The organism is Ruminococcus flavefaciens (assembly GCF_900108555.1).
Classification (GTDB): domain Bacteria; phylum Bacillota; class Clostridia; order Oscillospirales; family Ruminococcaceae; genus Ruminococcus; species Ruminococcus flavefaciens_P.
Map to the genome: position 1 here is coordinate 253,625 of NZ_FNWV01000004.1, position 18,011 is coordinate 271,635.

Below are 18,011 nucleotides of genomic sequence, written 5' to 3' on the forward strand. Positions count from 1 at the left end.
GAGCGTGTATCAGATTTAGGAGGAATTTCAATGAACTCAGATTTTGCGAGAATAATCACTTTACAGCGTAAGGAAAGACATATAAGCCAGAAACAGGCTGCAACAGACCTTGGTATATCACAGGCTCTGCTCTCACACTACGAGAAAGGCATACGTGAATGCGGACTTAATTTCCTTGTAAAGATCGCTGATTATTACAATGTATCATGTGACTATCTTCTTGGAAGAACTCCCGAACCTGAGGGAAAGACTATCACTATCGAAGATATCCCCGATGACGACGGAAACAACAGCATGAAGATGCCTTCACCCGAGATCATCAACTTCAACAGAAGGATCATCAACAACTCTATCAGTCTTCTTTTCAGCCTCGCTCAGAAGGCTAACAGCATAACGCTCATCAAGGAGGTTTCCTCCTATCTTATGCTCTCTGTCTACAAGCTTTTCCGTATCGTTTACAACGCTAACCCGCATAACGACCAGAAGCTTTTCCGTATCCCCAAGGTCATCGCAAACGACAGTGCAAACGCAATAGTATCCATGAGCGAAGCTAATATCAAAGCCGCGTCCAGCGGTATCGCCCTTGACGGCAACGACTGTGTAGACAATTTCGATACCCTTTATGTTACCACCGCAACTCTCCAGAAGGATTATGCCCAGTATTCGTCATCACTTCTCAACCTTATCAAACGAAGCGAAGAGAGTATCTCGCGTACCCGTGCGAAGTATCGAAGCGACATAAAGTGATCGTACATTTCATTATACCATTTTTTCGCGTCAAAGAAAAGCCTTTTTATAAAAATTAGTCGCAGCTAACTCTAAAGCTGTCCGTATGGGAGATATGTGCTGATATCGGAGCACGTTTTGACATATGTTCAGCGTATCCTGTGTGGCAGTCCATTTATTACACAATATAGGCAAAAACGCCTATCAGCAGACAATATCTGCTCTGTTATCCGTTATTATGGCAATTTTATAACGGATTTTTCAGAGTATCCTTGACATAAGCTTTTAGCTGTGATATAATTCTATTTAGTGTTATAAACCTATGAAGAAGAGGAGTAGTTCTGTAAGAACTTTTCAGAGAGCCTGCGGCAGCTGAAAGCAGGTAAGGGATACAGAGTGAATGGACTTCCGAGGGCAAGCTGAAAGTACAGTATTTGCTGTACCGCGTAGGTAAGACGCAGAGGAGCTGCGTTAACAAAACCAGCGTATCATGTACGTGCTGAGTGGACGTTTATCGTCAAGCAGGGTGGCACCGCAGAAGAATTACCGCTTCTGTCCCCGCATTATTCAAATGCGGAGACAGAAGCTTTTTTGTATTTCAGTCTCTGCATAGTACGTCAAATCTGAAAAAACGAAAAGGAGAATTGCTATGTCAATGTCAGATGAGAAGATCCCTTACAAAATTTATCTTGAGGAAAACGAGCTTCCAAAGCAGTGGTACAACGTACGCGCTGATATGAAGAAGAAGCCTGCTCCGCTCCTCAACCCGGGTACAGGCAAGCCTTGTACAGCTGAGGAACTCAGCCACGTATTCTGTGACGAGCTTGTAAAGCAGGAGCTCGATGAGACTACACCTTATATCGACATTCCACAGGAGATACAGGACTTCTACAGAATGTTCCGTCCATCTCCTCTCGTAAGAGCTTACTTCCTCGAAAAGAAGCTCGGCACACCTGCTAAGATCTACTACAAGTTCGAGGGCAACAACACCAGCGGAAGCCACAAGCTCAACTCCGCTATCGCTCAGGCTTACTACGCTAAGAAGCAGGGTCTCAAGGGCGTAACTACAGAAACAGGTGCAGGTCAGTGGGGTACAGCTCTTTCAATGGCTTGCTCATACTTCAACCTTGACTGTAACGTATACATGGTAAAGGTAAGCTACGAGCAGAAGCCTTTCCGCCGCGAGGTTATGCGTACCTACGGTGCAAATGTAACTCCTTCACCTTCAAATACTACAGAGGTAGGAAGAAAGATACTCGAAGAATTCCCGGGCACTAACGGAAGCCTCGGCTGCGCTATCTCAGAGGCTGTTGAAGCTGCTACATCAAAGGAAGGCTACCGCTACGTTCTCGGAAGCGTTCTTGCACAGGTACTCCTCCACCAGTCTATCATCGGTCTTGAAGCAAAGGCTGCTATGAAAAAGTACAACATCAAGCCTGATATCATCATCGGCTGTGCAGGCGGCGGTTCAAACCTGGGCGGACTTATCTCACCTTTCATGGGCGAAAAGCTCCGCGGCGAAGCTGATTACCGCTTCATCGCAGTAGAGCCTGCATCATGCCCGAGCCTTACAAGAGGTTCTTACGCTTACGACTTCTGCGATACAGGTAAGGTTTGCCCACTCCAGAAGATGTATACTCTCGGCAGCGGCTTCATGCCTTCACCTAACCACGCAGGCGGACTCCGTTACCACGGTATGAGCTCTATACTCTCTGAGCTTTACGATCAGGGTCTCATGGAAGCTACATCTGTTGAGCAGACAGCTGTATTCGAGGCTGCTGAGATGTTCGCAAGAGTTGAGGGTATCCTCCCTGCTCCTGAGAGCAGCCACGCTATCCGCGCTGCTATCGACGAAGCACTCAAGTGCAAGGAGACAGGCGAAGAAAAGACTATCCTCTTTGGTCTTACAGGTACAGGCTACTTTGATATGTACGCTTACGGTGCATTCAATGACGGTACTATGAGCGACTATATCCCGACAGACGAGGAAATTGCAAAGTCACTTGCAAATCTTCCTAAGATCGAGGGCTGATAATAAAAAGGACTGCTTCGGCAGTCCTTTTTTAATGCGTAATGCATAATTCGTAATACGTAATTAATAGTACCGTAAGCGATGTACGATCAACGATTTTGTTAAGAGTGAGCGAGTTTACGAGCAACAACGTAGTTATGGGGCGCAGGCTCTGCGCTGTAGGGGCTGCCTTTGGCAGTCCGCCAGTAAGCAGAGAACTGAGGGAGTCACCCTCGGCGTTCCTACCTTACGGTGTAAACTTTTTTATTCGTTATCGTCATCTTTTCCGAAGTAAAGCTCGGTCATCTGATCCATACCGAATTTTTTTGTAAAGTTCTCGAAATCATCTCTCAAATTGCCGAAGCTGTAGCCGCTTTTGATGAAGTATTCCTCGTCCATATCGCTGAGCTGAGCGTAGAATTCAAGACCTATCATCATATTTTCCTTTGTGTTGTTGTCGGTGAGCCTGTCAAGCTCCAGGACAGCTTCTTTCGGTTCGCCGTTTTTCACCTGCGTTACAAGTGAGTAGACCTTCTGCCTCTCGGCCTCCTGCAGCATATAGAACGATTTCCTGTCATTTACTCCGAACATTATTTTTGCTATTATAGCGGTCATTTCCTTTATCTGCCGCATGATATAGTCCTGTTCAAACATAAGGCAGCCTCCTTTCGGTATAAAAACAGACCTGCTGTTTAAATGTGCTGCACATACAGAAGTTTTATAACTATTATTGAGGAAGCCCTTTTGAAAAAGTTTTTTCTCAAACTTCTTTCATGACCGTTATTTCATTTTTTCTATAATAAAGCCCACAAGCAGATATGCCCTTTTGTATTTGCTTCAAATGGGCTTTATTATAGAAAAAATCAGCTAAAAGTCTTTGGAAAGGGGTTCGGGGAAGAACCTTTCCTCAGAAAGGTTTTCCCCGAGTAATAACTATAACTTTCTTTATGCGTACCATATATAGCACAACAGGTCTGTATTGTTTATCAGAAATCAAGTTTTGAGCGGAGCTTATCAAAGAAGCTCTGACGCTTTGCATAGTTCTTTTCTGTCATTGAATTCTCAAACTCTTTCAGCAGGTCTTTCTGCTTCTTGGTGAGATTCTTCGGAACTTCAACATATATCTTTACGTACTGGTTTCCGCGCTCTGTACGGTGGAGACGTGTAACGCCCTTGCCTTTAAGTCGGAATACAGTGCCTGTCTGAGTTCCCTCGCTGATATTGTATTTTACATCGCCGTCAATAGTTGGTACGGTTATTTCAGCACCGAGAACGGCTTCTGTATAAGTAACAGGGATATCGCAGTATATGTCGTAGCCCTCACGCTTGAAGATAGGGTGTGACTTTACGTTGATGCCAACGAGAAGATCACCGTTAGGACCTCCGTTGATACCGCAGTCGCCCTGTCCGCTTACGCGCAGTGTCTGTCCGTCGTCGATACCTGCGGGTACATCAACAGTAACTGTTTTCTGCACTCTTACTCTGCCCACGCCGCGGCACTTTGAACATGGATTTTTGATTATCTTGCCCTTTCCGCCACAGTGAGGACATGGCTTTGTAGATGATATAGCACCGAAGGGAGTACGCTGAGTTGCCTTGATAGAGCCTCTGCCCTGACAGTCGGGACAGATATCGGGTGTTGAACCTGCTTCTGCACCTGTGCCCTTACAGTTATCACATACAGACATACGATTTATTTTCAGGTCTATCTTCTTGCCTGAGCAGGCTTCCATAAAGCTTATGGAAACAGCTTCCTGTATATCCGCACCACGTCTCGGAGCATTGACGTTTGAACGCTTTGTACCGCCGCCGAAACCAAAACCGCCGAAGATACTTCCGAGGATATCGTCCATATCGGCAAATCCGCCGAAGCCGTCCATACCGCCTGCACCGCCACCGTAGCTCGGATCAACGCCTGCGTGACCAAACTGGTCATAGCGAGCACGTTTTTCAGGATCTGAAAGCACCTCGTTAGCTTCGTTTATCTCCTGGAACTTCTCAACGTAGGAAGGATCGTCGGGGTGAAGGTCGGGGTGGTTTTCTCTTGCCTTTTTACGGAAGGCTTTTTTTATCTCGTCCTCAGAAGCACCCTTCTGGATACCGAGGACTTCATAATAATCTCTTTTTTCAGCCATAGATAACTCCATTCTTCCGTTATACAGCGGAAAGATTTTGTAGGGGACGGCGTCCTCGACGTCCCGCTTGAAAAACTATAGAATACAAAAACGGGCTGTCGGGGACGCCAGCCCCTACAAAAGTTAACAGTAAACACTAATTTTTTACTGCGCCTGTAAATACACCTATAGGGCGGAGTTTAAGCCGCCCTTTTTATGGTGTTATATTTCAGTTCATCAAACCTCTGTGAAGTCAGCGTCAACTACGCCGTCATCATTTCCGCCCTGAGCACCTGCACCTGCTGCACCGCCCATGTTAGCGAACTGTGAAGGATCTATGCCCTGTGCGCCTGCTGCACCGTTAGGAGCTGCCTGCTGGTAAACCTTTGCAGAAAGATCATAGAATGCCTTCTGGAGATCTTCCTTGAGAGTCTTTATCTCAGAATCGTTGTTTGCTTCGATAGCAGACTTGAGAGCTGTACACTTTGCTTCGATATTAGCCTTTTCGTCAGCTGATACCTTATCGCCGAAGTCTGTGAGAGCCTTCTCGCACTGGAATACAAGGTTCTCTGCCTCGTTCTTGTTGTCAACAGCTTCACGGCGCTTCTTGTCCTCAGCAGCATACTGCTCAGCTTCCTTAACAGCCCTGTCGATGTCGTCCTTGGACATATTTGTTGAAGAAGTGATAGTGATGTTCTGCTCCTTGCCTGTACCGAGGTCCTTAGCGGATACGTGAACGATACCGTTCTGGTCGATATCGAATGTTACTTCGATCTGTGGGATTCCTCTTGGTGCAGGAGCGATACCGTCGAGACGGAAAGTACCGAGCTGCTTGTTATCTCTTGCGAATTCACGCTCACCCTGGAGTACGTTGATATCAACAGCAGGCTGATTGTCTGCATATGTTGAGAATACCTGTGACTTCTTTGTAGGGATAGTTGTATTTCTTTCGATCATTTTTGTGCAAACGCCGCCTGCTGTCTCGATACCGAGTGAAAGTGGTGTAACATCAAGAAGAAGGAGACCGTTCTTAACGTCGCCGCCGAGAACGCCGCCCTGATATGCTGCACCGAGTGCAACACACTCGTCAGGGTTGATGCCCTTGAATGGCTCCTTGCCGATGAGCTTCTTAACAGCTTCCTGTACAGCAGGTATTCTTGAAGAACCGCCGACCATGAGGACCTTGTTGATCTCTGAGATCTGGAGTCCGCTGTCGCTGAGAGCCTGTCTTACAGGTCCCATTGTAGCCTCAACGAGGTCAGCTGTGAGCTCGTTGAACTTAGCCTGTGTAAGTGTAAGGTCAAGGTGCTTAGGAGTACCCGAAGCATCAACAGTGATGAACGGGATATTGATATTTGATGTTGTTGTAGATGAAAGCTCGATCTTTGACTTTTCAGCTGCGTCCTTGAGTCTCTGTGCAGCCATTTTGTCAGCTGAGAGGTCTATGCCCTCTGTCTTTTTGAACTCTTCAACGATCCAGTTGATGATACGCTGATCGAAGTCGTCACCGCCGAGACGGTTGTTACCTGCTGTAGCAAGTACCTGCTGCACATCTTCGCCCATTTCGATGATAGATACATCGAATGTACCGCCGCCGAGGTCGTAAACCATTACGGTCTGCTCCTCTTCCTTGTCGATACCGTATGAAAGAGCAGCTGCTGTAGGCTCGTTGATGATACGCTTAACAGTAAGACCTGCGATCTGACCTGCGTCCTTTGTAGCCTGTCTCTGTGAGTCTGTGAAGTAAGCAGGAACTGTGATAACAGCCTCTGTTACAGGCTCGCCCAGGTAAGCCTCTGCGTCAGCCTTGAGCTTCTGGAGTATCATTGCTGAGATCTCCTGAGGTGTGTAGTTCTTGCCGTCTATAGCTACCTTATAATCAGAACCCATGTGTCTCTTTATAGAAGAAACTGTTCTGTCGTGGTTTGTGATTGCCTGTCTCTTAGCCACCTGACCTACGAGACGCTCGCCGTTGTTTGTGAAAGCAACGACTGAAGGAGTTGTTCTTGCACCCTCACTGTTGGGGATTACGACTGCGTTGCCGCCTTCCATAACAGCTACGCAAGAGTTAGTTGTACCAAGGTCGATACCAATTATCTTTGACATAATATATTCCTCCTAATTTTAAATCATAATTCGTAATTCTGAATGCAGAATTCGGAATTATGGTATCGCCTGACGGCGATGAATTTAAAAATGTATAATTATTATTTTTTCAGATACATCCGCGTAAGCGGACACATTCAATTCAGAATTCAGAATTCCGAACTCCGAATTGATTTATTGGCTATACAGCCACTGCTACCATAGCAGGTCTTACGAGCTTGTCGCCGAGCATATAGCCCTTCTGGAATACGGAGCATACATGATTGCTTGCGTAATCCGTGCCGTCGAGCTGCTGGATAGCGTTGTGTACATTGGGATCAAATTCAGCTCCGAGAGCTTCGATCTCAGTTACATTCATCTGAGTAAGGAAGTTCTTCATCTGATTGTATATCATCGCCATGCCGTTTTTGAAGTTTTCATCGGAACATTCTGCTTCCAGTGATCTTTCAAAGCTGTCAAGCACGGGAAGGATCTTTTCTATACACTGTGCGGAAGCGTTCTGATAAGTCTCTGTCTTTTCCTTTGCTGTACGCTTGCGGTAGTTGTCGTACTCTGCGTAAAGCCTCAGATACTTGTCATTTGCCTCTGCAAGAGCGTCCTCAAGGTCGGAGAACTGAGTAGCTGTATCGTTGTATTCGCTTGCTGCATCGTCCTCGTCAAGAGCGTCTGTGTTTTCATCAGCATCGGGAGTTTCGGCTGTATCGCCTGCCTGCTCCTCAAGCTCTTCCGAGAAATTCTCATTCTTTTCCATCGGTCATTTCTCCTTTCTACAGCTCCTGTCCGTTTGGCGGAGCATTTATGATGTCATCGTCTGTACCGTCCATAAGATAAGATATCTTCTGGGTGAGGTATTCGACGTATGGGATTATCTTTTTATAATCAACTCTCATAGGACCTATGATGCCTAAAGAGCCTGCCTCCTTGCCGCCCTTGCGGTACTTGGAGACGATAAGGCTTGAATTGCCTATTGCAAGGCTGTCGTTTTCAGCTCCGAACTTTACCTGTATACCGCTGAATGCGTTTTCGAGGAGCTCGGAAAGACCGTCCTTGTGTTCTATGAACCTTACGACTTCCATTTTATCAAGGTCCTCACAGGAGAGGAGCTTTTCTCCTCCGCTGACTGTCAGTTCTTCCTGACGAAGATCCTCTGAAAGTTCGCAGATACCCTTTACCAGCGGTGAAAGCGAAACCATGTACGCGCTCACTGCTGCTACCATTTTGTCGAAAACGTCCTCAGACAGTTCGTCTACGGATACACCGCTGAGGTTTTCCTCTATATAATGTGTAAAGAAATCAAGCTGTTCATGGCTGAGGTCGAATTCAAGTCTGCAAGCCTTGTTTTTAATGCTTCCGTTGGACGTTATCAGCAGGATAACGTACAGCCTTTTACCCGTTGGGATAACTTCTACCTTTGATATTACCGAAAATCTCGGTACAGCGTTTGATACTACTGCGGCACACTGTGTTATCTCGGTAAGAGCAGTTGCGGCATTCTGTACCAGAAGCTCTTCAGGAGTATCCTTATCTCCGAGCATTTCATCGAGCCGCCGCTTTTCCTCATCGGGAAGGTCGTGAGGCGTCATAAGCTCGTCGATATATAGGCGATAGCCTTTGAAGGTAGGAACTCTGCCTGCCGATGTATGGGGCTGTTCCAGATATCCCATCTGTTCGAGAGCCGCCATATCATTTCTGATAGTAGCGGAAGAAACATTTATATTTTCAAGCTTTGAGATAGATTTCGAGCCGACGGGTTCGCCTGTCCTTACATATTCGTCAACCACAGCAGCAAGTATTTTCAGCTTTCTGTCGTCCACGATACTCACAACCTTTCGATCTCGTTAGCACTCTAACTCTCTGAGTGCTAACTATAATTTATCACTATTATAGACTTTTGTCAAGGGTTTTATACATTTTCGGCTTTTTGACTCATTTTTACCACCTTCCTATGTGTATTTAGAACAATTTGACAAAGACTCTAAAAGAACACTTTTTCATGCCCCGAACTATTGACAAACGGCGATATGCGCTGTATAATGTTAGTGCAGTAAGGTACTGCAAAATTATCATTTGAAGAGTAAAAATGCGTTCGTTATACCTCATGGTATTCCAGTGTTGACCGAACGGGGAGTTGTCGGTCAAACGAAAAGCTCAGGCTTACGGTTCGCATTTTGCATCCCGCTTCATAGGACAACTAAAAAAGAACCGAAACCTTCTTTTCTTGTCGTATGAGTGAGGAAAAGGAGGTTATTTTTATGATCACAAACAACAGAGGAACAGCAGTAAAGAGCGATATCAGGCTTTTCGGCAGCACAAAGGTGCTTATCATCGCAGGACTTCTTGCGGCAATGAGCATGGTTCTTGGCAAATTAGGTTCTATCAACATCGGCAACAGTATCCGCATAGGCTTTGGTGGGCTCCCCATACAAATGGCAGGCATATTCTTCGGACCTGTCATAGGCGGAGCTGTAGGACTTGTGGCAGATGTTGTGGGCTGCATAATGAAAGGCTATGCTATCAATCCAATAATCACCATAGGTTCGACCTGTATCGGTGTTTTCTCGGGACTTGTCTATCATTTCGCACTTCGCGGTGTCAAGAACGCTCTGCTCCCGAAAATAGCAGCTTCAACAGTTACCGCACACGCTATAGGCTCTATGATGATCACTTCCATAGGTCTTTACGTTTACTATCACACTCCATTTGAGACTCTCCTGTTCCGTGTGCCGATATACCTTATAACAGCAGCAATAGAGACAGCTGTCATCTATCTTATGCTGAAAAATAAGGCTTTCACAGCAGAGCTCAACAAGGTAAGAAGAAAATGAATTATTCCGAAGCACTTGCATATATGAAAAAGGCTGCCGAAAGGGGCAGCGTACTGGGACTTTCGCGTATCACAGAGCTCCTGCGGCTCATGGGCGATCCCCAGGGAAAGCTGAAAACAGTCCATATCTCAGGCACTAACGGCAAAGGCTCTTTCGGAGCTATGCTCACATCGGTGCTGAAAAATGCAGGCTATAAAGTCGGGGGATTTTCCTCCCCTGCCATAACCAAGGTAACCGACAGCTTCCGCATTGACGGCTGTGAGATATCAAATCAGGAATTTGCGGATATTATCGGCGATATCGTTCCCATATGCGAGAGCATGGACGAGAAGCCCACGGAATTTGAAGTCCTTACGGCTGCGGCATTCGAGCTTTTTGTGCGTAAAGGCTGCGATATAGCCGTAGTTGAGTGCGGAATGGGCGGTGACCTTGACTCCACCAACGTCATAAAAGCTCCCGTACTGTCGGTGATAACCAATGTGCAGAAGGATCACAGCGCGTTCCTCGGAGATACTATCGCGGAGATAGCTTCCCACAAGTCGGGCATCATCAAAAAGGGCAGACCTGTTTATTTCGGCGGCGACAGCGAGGAAGCCTACGAGATAATTGCCGATGCTGCTGAGAAAAACGGCTCGGAGCTTTTCTTGCCCGATTATTCAAGATTTGAATGGTCTGAAAGCTGTTTTGGCATCAACGGTGCGGACTTCATATATAATGGTGAAAAGCTTCATATCCCCCTTCTCGGCACATATCAGCTTGAAAATGCAGTCAATGTTATAAGCTGTGTTGAGATACTCAGACATGAGGGACTTAAAATTTCCTGTGAGGCAGTCCGCAGAGGACTTGCAGATGTGAAGTGGCACGGACGCTTTGAGGTGCTTAGCAAAGAGCCGCTCATCATCTATGACGGTGCTCATAACCCTGACGGTATACGCTGTGCTGCGGACAGTATACGCCGATATTTCAGCGATAAACAGGTGGCATTGCTCATCGGTGTCATGGCTGATAAGGAGTACGGACTGTATGCGGATATGCTGGGCGAGCTTGCAGAGACTGCCTTTGCGGTAAAGCCTGCAAATCCCCGTTCCCTCGACAGTCAGAAGCTTGCGGACGCTCTTAATGCAAAGGGACTCCGCACAGAGCCTTTCGCAGTACTTGCGGAGGGAGTCAGAGCCGCTTACAGCTATGCAAAGGAGCATGATGTGCCACTTATAGTGCTGGGCTCGCTGTATATGTACCGCGAAGTAACAGACGCGCTCTCGGGTATCAGTGAGTAGGATTGTAGGGAACGCCGCCCTCGGCGTTCCGCAAGTGGTTAGTGGTTAGTACATAGCAGGTGCTGATACCTACATCAGCCCGAGTCCGACAATACAAGCTCGACGTCTCATTATATTACAGAAGCCCCGAGGCAATACCTCGGGGCTTAGTTATACGTGTTTAATTTTACGTGTAACTGTATGAGCAGGCTTTCCATGTGCCGCCGTCGTTGACAGCATTAACGGAGAATGTCTTTACTCCGCTGCCTGTTGCTATAGGCACAGTGAACGAAAACGAGCCACCTGATACGCTTGTTATAGTTGGATCACCCTGATATCCGAAGCCGCAGTTCCTTGATTCGTTAAGATAGTACAGCTCGCCGCCGAACTCCTTGAACGTAGGCGAATCCCCTGAGTAGAGACCGCTGTATTTATAGATAAGATCGCCGCAGATAATGGTATTAACGTAATTTATAACATCGTTGACAGTTGAAAAGCGGTTGTCAATGACCTTGCTGTAAGTCTGACCGCCGTCCTGTATCGAAGTATTCGGATCTAAAGATACATAAAATCCGCCTGCGATATTGTCGAGTCTGTCAAGCGACTGCATTATATTCTTTGCTACGGGAACGTATTCCGAGTAATTATTTGCAGCGGCAGCCTGCTGTGCAGGTGAAGCTGTTACCTCGGGCGGATCGGCTTTTGGCGGCTGTGCAGTATTGACCTGCTGTGTCTGAGCAGGGGCTTCCTGCTGCTGTTGTGCCTGTGGCTGTTCTGCCTGCGGAGTCTGCTGCTGTGCAGGAGCAGACTGTTGTTGCTGCTGTACCTGCTGAACATTATTATCGACAGCAGCCTGCGGTGTATCAACTGATTGAACATTGTTGTTTGGTGCGTTTGTAGGGGTTGAGACAGACCAGTTTGCAGAGCGCGGAGTCGTGCTTTCATATGTTTCGAGAGTGCATGACGCTAACGAACTGCATACCAATCCTGAAATAAGCACTACGGTAAGAATGTGTTTTTTCATGTTGGATTCCCTCTTTTTAACGGTAAGTATTATGGTTTTCCTTTAAGTAATACTATGATACCTATTTTTCAGCCATTTTTCAAGAGTAAATTTCAACGAACATTTTGCCGAAATGTTATTATTTTAGTATATTTAGCTGTGGAAAAGACGCTTTCACTCAGCCCTTAATCTGTAGAGGACGGCATAAATAACGGTTACGTGTACACGGTCGTCGGAACACCGCCCCTATTTAGCTCTTAATTCTTAGTTCTTAGCACTAACGGCTGCAATTATGGATTGATACGACTCTCAGCTTTTCGCTTATTATCTTGCATTTTCTGCGCCGCCGTCAACAGTGAAAGAACTTGCTTTCCAGAGTCCGTTATCCTTGACAGCCTTGACAACTAACTCGGAGTCGCCGCCGAAATTGTCAAACTTTACGGTTATTGTAAATGTCTCATCTGTTACGTCTGTGATAACAGGCTCATCTGTGAATGAGAAGCCGCCGCCTCTCGGAACACTGTTGAAGTAAAGTGTGCCGTCGTAATCCTTGAAGTAAGGAGCATTGCCCTCATAAAGGCTGCTGTATCTGTCAAGGAGTGTGCCGCAGATATTATCGGTAACATACTTCTTTACGTCATCGACTTTAGTGAAACGGCTTTCGGTCACTTTTTCGTAAGCTATAGTGCCCTCTTCTTTTTTGTCATCTGCGTCTGTATCAACACTGCCGCCTAATATGCGGTCGATATCATTAAGGTTATTGAGGATAGCAGAAGCGTCTGTGAGATGCTCCTGTGCAGCATCATTGTCGTTATTGTTTGCAGCTGTAGTAGTCTCGGCTGCTTCTGTTGTTGTAACAGCCTCTGTAGTCTCGGCAGCTGTAGTTTCTGTCTCAGCAGCCTCTGTTACAGTAGTTGTGGCAGCTGTTGTGGTCTTTGTATCTGATTTGCTGTCGGAAGGCTTGTCCTTGCCGCACGAAGCAAATGTGCCGCATATCATTGCGGAAGCTATGATACACATGATGATTTTCTTTTTCATATTGTTACCTCTTTCTTTTTGATACACTTAAAACGTTATATGTTATATGATACACATTTTTCGCCCATAATTCAAGGCTAATATTTCACAAACTTTATTTTCTGAAATTAAAATATTTTAGTATATATGATTTTGGAAAATGAAGCATTTTGCGTACAAAAATATTCGACACAGTATTGATTTCAAGCTGCTTATATGCTATTATAAAGGTGAAAACAGCGTAAATAGACTTTTTGACAGTTTTAGTGAGACAAAAACAGAAAAAATACGACTTATTATAAACGGATATTTTTTATGCAGAGGAGCTGATATTATGAAAAGGAAAATACTGGCGTTTCTGACTGCGGCGATGTGCTTTGCAAGTGCTGTGCCTTATAATGCAACTGCCGAAAACTCGGTCAAAGGCTTGAAGGGACTTCAGGAAGCAGGCAGCAGCCTTATCTCGGGTGAGCAGTCTGACGGCGTTTACGTTGATTATTATTCTAAACTCGGCGATATAAGCGCGACTGCCGAAGCTGATACTGCAAAGCTTATTATCGACAAAAACTATACTTCCGATACGGTGAGCAGCAGCTGCACTGTAAAAAGTCTCGGCAAAGACCTTACCATTGATGCAGGAGACAAGGATATCATAGTTCTGCTTGATGAAGCCGTCCTCGAAAAGACCATGACCGTAAAGGCTGACAAAGGCTCTGTTACGTTCTTTATACAGGGCAGCCTTACCTGCGGAAAGGATAGCAAGGGCATCGTATGGCATGAGATTTGCGACGGCTGCAAGGTCACAGATGACAAGTACATACCTGTCACTTTTTACGGCTCTGAGGACTCCGCTGTCACACTGACCGATGAAGCGATATTGAGCGGCAGTCTGCGACTTCCCTATACAGTCCTCGATGACAGGAGCACAGGTGCTTTCAAGATAGAGTATGTTTCCGAGAGCGATAATAAGCACTATATGATGAAGCCTACTGTCATCGGTGATGTGCTGTTAAAGAAGTACATTAACGGTGAAGGAGTTTTTGCTTACTGCGCTAAAAAAGCTGACAGCAGCGAGCTTAACGGTCTGACTATATCTAAAGGCACCAAGCAGCTCACTCTGTCAGAGGTTATACCGCTTTCCAAAAAGGGCGATAAGATAACATGGTCGGATTTTGAGCCGTATGCAGGCGACTGGCACGGCATAGGTATGTATACTCATGTCTGCAATTACGACCTCGGCGGCGGATTTTTCCTGCTTGTTGAGGGTAATCCCCCCGAAGAACCTGCTGTTGTGGAGCTGTACAAAGACGGCTATGAGAACCGCATTGATATACGCAAGGACGATATTGACGAGTTTATGGCATGGGCTTCGGATTTTTACCATGCTTCCGAGCTCGATACAGCCGAAACGAAAATGACACTTGACGATGTTATCACTCTTTCCAAGAAAGGCAATGCCCTTGACTGGTCGGATTTCATGATATACAGCGGTCAGGAGTCAGGTCACGGTTATACTGAGTGGAGGTTTGAGCTTGAGGACGGTTACACTCTTCGTGTAATGGGTGAAAGCAAGGGGAAATCTCCCGAAAAAATAACTCTTTACCGCAATGACCAGATAAATGGGTGTGAAGAGATAGACATACGGACAGACGATGTTAAAGCTTTTCTGGAAAGCAAGCAGTATTACTTCAATGAGATAGGCTCTATGACAAAGAACGAGCTGAAGGCTCTGTTTGCCAAAAAGGGACTTACTGAGGATAAGGGCTACGGCGTATGGACTAAAGAAGAAGTTGCTGCTGCGCTCAAAGACAATACCTTTACGGTGATCCTTAAACCCGATGCCCGTTATGTTACAAAGGACGGAACAGAAGTCCTCAACGAAGCTTCAAGCGCTGCGGAATTGCTGAAATATGATGACTACAACACTGTACAGGCGAATTATCTTGATTTTGCTACAAAACTGCCCCGTGACGAGATATCTTTATTATTTTCACACGCTGAGATACGCACTGAGAAAAACGAAAAGGGCGAATATGTTTACAGGAGATATTTCCATTATAACTTTGTTTCTATGTACAGCGACGAGGAAACTCAGATAAAAAAGATAACCACTGCACTGAATTATCTCCAGTTAGATCCGTATCTGGACGGTTTTAATCTGAACACGAATACTGCTTACGGCGGAACAACAGACTCCGGAAATGATACAGGCGAGACAAATGAAAACACAAATCTGAGAACATTCACGGTTCAGTATATATACGACACTTATGTAATAGTAAGTGTTGATGGTTCGCGTTTTTTTAGGGATCTGATGTTCCTGTATAAAAAAGATATAGACAGTGATATTGATCCTGTTCTGGGAATGAAGCTTACATTTGGTTATACCGAAACTCTTGACACATATCCCGGACAATTCGGCGGAGTACATGATGTTAAAGTAGTTTCGGAAGATGCAGGATTGATAAAAGGCGATTCTAACTGCGATGGACAGGTGGATATGGCAGATGTTGTATTCATTATGCAGGCTCTTGCAAATCCTGATAGATACGGCGAAAAAGCAGAGGAATACCAAGGTATCACTGCATTGGGCAAGCTCAACGCCGATATGAACGGTGACGGTCTGACTGTCAATGATGCATTGGCTATACAGAAGAAGCTCCTCGGTATCACAGAGAACGAAGCTCCCGTTATCAAATTAAGCACTGTCATACCTCAAAAGGGAAGCGAATACGTCGAATTGAAGCCTTATGAGCCAATGGCGAGCAGCTACTCCCCTGTACTCAGCTCCCTTGACGGAATAGGCGTGTGGTTTGAGTTTAAGTCCGAAAAATACCCGATAACTCTGACTGCTGACAAGGGTACTTTCAAGACATTCACCTATAAAAGCGGCGGCATAGGCACAGTTAACGAAGTAGGTTCGACTTACGAGGTAGGCAAAAGCGGCTCTGTAAGCTGGGTGCCCGATGATATAAGTATCCCTATCGGCTATGAAGCAAAGATAAAGGTAACAGGTGACGACAGCGGCAAGAGCGTTGATCTGGGCACTCTCGTTGTCAGCAAAAATCCCAACAGCAGTGAGAGCGCAGTCTTTGTTACTCTGCAAAAGCCTAATACTTCCGCAAGCAGTCAGCCGTTTCCGAAGCTCAGCGATATCGTAACTATAGACAACGATTATTTAAAAAACAAAGCCTATCAGGGTATAGGCATATCCCTTGAATTCGACTCTAAGGACTACCCCATAGCTCTGACAGCTGCCGAAGGCGGTTTTGTTGTTGAAAATACCGACAGCAGCACAGGTAAATATAAAATCCTCGGAAAGACCTGTGAAGTAGGCAAAAGCGGTATGGTGATATGGGAGCCTCTTGAAAAATATATGTCCTATGATTACGAGTTTAATTTCAGTCCCGAACGCTTGGATATCGAGGTACTTGTAGAGGCTATTGACGGCGACAGGCGTGTTGAGCTTGGCAAAATTTATATAGCTCAGGTGGAACGCACTAAATTTACTGCATCGCTCGATGCGAAAGCTGTAAGTCCGTATAGAGCAGTCATTGCTGACAAGACCTATGTATACGAAAAAGAAGGCGTGGGAAGCGATTTCACTATCACCTTTAATGCCGACGGTACTTACGGATACTATGAGGGCGTTCTGAGCAGCTACAAGGGTGCAGGAACATGGAAAGTAACAGATGATACTGTTATAATGACAGAGGGTATTTCAAAAAAAGTCAATTACCTGAAAATACAGGGCAGCGACCTTGTCTACATTGCAGAAAACTCGGATAATTTCTACTATATCACCGTCAAGGACGGGGAGAAATTCTCAGTTCAGTCCGCAGCAGAATAAACCGAATATACAAAAAGAAGCTCCGCATTTGCGGAGCTTCTTTGGTTTACATATAATGTAAAGTAACGGGAGCCCGTGGGCGGGCTCCCCTACACATGGTATCTTGTTATTTGCACCGTAAGGCACGGGCGGCTAAAGGCTAACGGCTAAGGGCTAAATCACCTGCGGAAGCCTGTAGGTCTTGGAGGGAGTCCCCATTTATTTGCGCCCACGCTCGGTCTGCACCAGAATATGATAAGCACGATGCATATAGGAAATGCTATCAGATAGCCAAGTCCGATAAGCGCGTTGCCAGCTTCAATATTGCCGCCTAAGCCTGCAACAAGCCCTGCTATGGTTGAATAAACCATAAGCAGCGTTGCCAGTATAGAACCTACTACCCACCAGCCTGATTTCCCTGCATCATGCAGTCTCCTTACTTCAATGGCAAGATTAGGCACAAACAGTGCCGCATCAACAGCATAAGTTAAAATATTTGAAGCAGTCCTACTCATAAAAATACTCATAAAGACTACTCCAAGCCACACAAGGAAGGTAAACAGGAAAGCATACCAGAATTCACTTCGGGTCGAGCGTCCTTTGAAGTTTAAGTAGTTCTTGAAAAACAGCGATACCGCTTCACCGAATTCAACATACTTCGGACTTTCGTCAGTAGTATTGAAGTACATGGGATCATAGCCGAAAGGCGGCTGACCGTACATATTAGGCTGTCCATATGGGTTTGGCTGTCCGTACGGATTAGGCTGACCATTATAACCCTGATAGCCGTTCGGCTGACCGTACGGGTTAGGCTGTCCGTTATAGCCCTGATAACCGTTTGGCTGACCGTACGGGTTAGGCTGTCCGTTATAGCCCTGATAACCGTTTGGCTGTCCGTACGGGTTAGGCTGTCCGTTATAGCCCTGAGAGCCGTTTCCTGCCTGCGGAGCGTTATTAGCGCCTGTTGACTGAGCATTTGCTCCCTGATTTGCAGGCGGCGGCACAGGAACAGAAGATATATCGTTCATTCCCGTATTGTTTTCGAGGCTCGCGCCGCAGTTCTCGCAGTACTTGTCCCCGGGTTTATTCTCGTAATTACAGTATTTACATCTCATAGCGATACC

General features: G+C 45.9%; 13 protein-coding genes, 1 riboswitch and 1 other annotated feature. Of the genes, 5 read left to right on the plus strand and 8 right to left on the minus strand.

Annotated elements, in window-relative coordinates; translation table 11 throughout:
- Nucleotides 1-30: 30 nt before the first annotated feature.
- Together BLW60_RS07900 and BLW60_RS07905 are read left to right on the plus strand one after the other, a co-directional pair.
- Nucleotides 31-747 (plus strand): helix-turn-helix domain-containing protein, encoded by a 717-nt coding sequence (locus tag BLW60_RS07900; protein WP_024861164.1) that lies wholly within the window; start codon nt 31-33, stop codon nt 745-747.
- A gap of 292 nt (nt 748-1,039) precedes the next feature.
- Nucleotides 1,040-1,289: a binding site (T-box leader), on the plus strand.
- Nucleotides 1,290-1,381: 92 nt separating this feature from the next.
- The gene (locus BLW60_RS07905; RefSeq protein WP_074716202.1) at nt 1,382-2,758 is read left to right on the plus strand and encodes a TrpB-like pyridoxal phosphate-dependent enzyme; all 1,377 of its coding nucleotides are present in this window, start codon (nt 1,382-1,384) and stop codon (nt 2,756-2,758) included.
- Between the two features lie 243 nt (nt 2,759-3,001).
- Here BLW60_RS07905 and BLW60_RS07910 read toward each other — a convergent pair whose 3' ends face one another.
- The 5 genes from BLW60_RS07910 to hrcA all read right to left on the minus strand — a co-directional run bounded on the left by BLW60_RS07910 (nt 3,002) and on the right by hrcA (nt 8,771).
- Nucleotides 3,002-3,391 carry a DUF6483 family protein gene (locus BLW60_RS07910; protein WP_074716100.1) on the minus strand — a complete coding sequence of 130 codons (390 nt, stop codon included), beginning with the start codon at nt 3,389-3,391 and terminating at the stop codon, nt 3,002-3,004.
- Nucleotides 3,392-3,723: 332 nt separating this feature from the next.
- Nucleotides 3,724-4,872, minus strand: coding sequence for a molecular chaperone DnaJ (gene dnaJ / locus BLW60_RS07915; protein WP_074716102.1), 1,149 nt, complete (start codon nt 4,870-4,872; stop codon nt 3,724-3,726).
- 216 nt (nt 4,873-5,088) lie between these two features.
- Entirely contained in the window at nt 5,089-6,957 is a 1,869-nt protein-coding gene (gene dnaK, locus BLW60_RS07920) for a molecular chaperone DnaK (protein ID WP_074716104.1), read from the minus strand.
- Between the two features lie 181 nt (nt 6,958-7,138).
- Nucleotides 7,139-7,708 carry a nucleotide exchange factor GrpE gene (grpE, locus tag BLW60_RS07925; protein WP_074716107.1) on the minus strand — a complete coding sequence of 190 codons (570 nt, stop codon included), beginning with the start codon at nt 7,706-7,708 and terminating at the stop codon, nt 7,139-7,141.
- Nucleotides 7,709-7,724: 16 nt separating this feature from the next.
- Complete coding sequence (gene hrcA / locus BLW60_RS07930) at nt 7,725-8,771, minus strand: heat-inducible transcriptional repressor HrcA (RefSeq protein ID WP_074716109.1); 1,047 nt, start codon at nt 8,769-8,771, stop codon at nt 7,725-7,727.
- Nucleotides 8,772-9,025: 254 nt separating this feature from the next.
- A riboswitch (THF riboswitch) is annotated at nt 9,026-9,140 on the plus strand.
- Nucleotides 9,141-9,209: 69 nt separating this feature from the next.
- Between hrcA and BLW60_RS07935 the strand changes: the two genes are divergently transcribed.
- Nucleotides 9,210-9,782, plus strand: coding sequence for a folate family ECF transporter S component (locus BLW60_RS07935; protein WP_074716111.1), 573 nt, complete (start codon nt 9,210-9,212; stop codon nt 9,780-9,782).
- On the plus strand, nt 9,779-11,059 hold the full coding sequence (locus BLW60_RS07940; protein ID WP_074716114.1) for a bifunctional folylpolyglutamate synthase/dihydrofolate synthase: 1,281 nt from the start codon (nt 9,779-9,781) through the stop codon (nt 11,057-11,059). Before BLW60_RS07935 ends, BLW60_RS07940 begins: the two co-directional genes overlap by 4 nt.
- Nucleotides 11,060-11,225: 166 nt before the next feature.
- On the opposite strand, the gene BLW60_RS07945 is transcribed toward BLW60_RS07940, so the two are convergent.
- Both BLW60_RS07945 and BLW60_RS07950 read right to left on the minus strand, forming a co-directional pair.
- Nucleotides 11,226-12,062: a hypothetical protein gene (locus BLW60_RS07945; RefSeq protein ID WP_074716117.1), complete on the minus strand. Its 837-nt coding sequence runs from the start codon at nt 12,060-12,062 to the stop codon at nt 11,226-11,228.
- A 303-nt stretch (nt 12,063-12,365) separates the two neighbouring features.
- Nucleotides 12,366-13,079: a hypothetical protein gene (locus tag BLW60_RS07950; protein WP_074716119.1), complete on the minus strand. Its 714-nt coding sequence runs from the start codon at nt 13,077-13,079 to the stop codon at nt 12,366-12,368.
- A 313-nt stretch (nt 13,080-13,392) separates the two neighbouring features.
- On the opposite strand from BLW60_RS07950, the gene BLW60_RS07955 reads away from it, so the two are divergent.
- On the plus strand, nt 13,393-16,908 hold the full coding sequence (locus tag BLW60_RS07955; RefSeq protein ID WP_139283385.1) for a dockerin type I repeat-containing protein: 3,516 nt from the start codon (nt 13,393-13,395) through the stop codon (nt 16,906-16,908).
- Between the two features lie 158 nt (nt 16,909-17,066).
- Here the strand turns inward: BLW60_RS07955 and BLW60_RS07960 are convergent, their stop codons facing one another.
- Nucleotides 17,067-18,002, minus strand: a complete 936-nt coding sequence (locus BLW60_RS07960) for a DUF805 domain-containing protein (protein ID WP_074716123.1) — start codon at nt 18,000-18,002, stop codon at nt 17,067-17,069.
- Between the last annotated feature and the right edge of the window lie 9 nt (nt 18,003-18,011).

Bases quoted from the DNA above. Each gene is read 5' to 3' on its own strand.
- BLW60_RS07950 (WP_074716119.1), bottom strand. From the start codon at position 13,079: ATGAAAAAGAAAATCATCATGTGTATCATAGCTTCCGCAATGATATGC.
- dnaJ (WP_074716102.1), bottom strand. From the start codon at position 4,872: ATGGCTGAAAAAAGAGATTATTATGAAGTCCTCGGTATCCAGAAGGGT.
- dnaK (WP_074716104.1), bottom strand. From the start codon at position 6,957: ATGTCAAAGATAATTGGTATCGACCTTGGTACAACTAACTCTTGCGTA.
- BLW60_RS07935 (WP_074716111.1), top strand. From the start codon at position 9,210: ATGATCACAAACAACAGAGGAACAGCAGTAAAGAGCGATATCAGGCTT.
- BLW60_RS07900 (WP_024861164.1), top strand. From the start codon at position 31: ATGAACTCAGATTTTGCGAGAATAATCACTTTACAGCGTAAGGAAAGA.
- BLW60_RS07940 (WP_074716114.1), top strand. From the start codon at position 9,779: ATGAATTATTCCGAAGCACTTGCATATATGAAAAAGGCTGCCGAAAGG.
- BLW60_RS07955 (WP_139283385.1), top strand. From the start codon at position 13,393: ATGAAAAGGAAAATACTGGCGTTTCTGACTGCGGCGATGTGCTTTGCA.
- BLW60_RS07910 (WP_074716100.1), bottom strand. From the start codon at position 3,391: ATGTTTGAACAGGACTATATCATGCGGCAGATAAAGGAAATGACCGCT.
- BLW60_RS07960 (WP_074716123.1), bottom strand. From the start codon at position 18,002: ATGAGATGTAAATACTGTAATTACGAGAATAAACCCGGGGACAAGTAC.
- BLW60_RS07905 (WP_074716202.1), top strand. From the start codon at position 1,382: ATGTCAGATGAGAAGATCCCTTACAAAATTTATCTTGAGGAAAACGAG.
- BLW60_RS07945 (WP_074716117.1), bottom strand. From the start codon at position 12,062: ATGAAAAAACACATTCTTACCGTAGTGCTTATTTCAGGATTGGTATGC.
- grpE (WP_074716107.1), bottom strand. From the start codon at position 7,708: ATGGAAAAGAATGAGAATTTCTCGGAAGAGCTTGAGGAGCAGGCAGGC.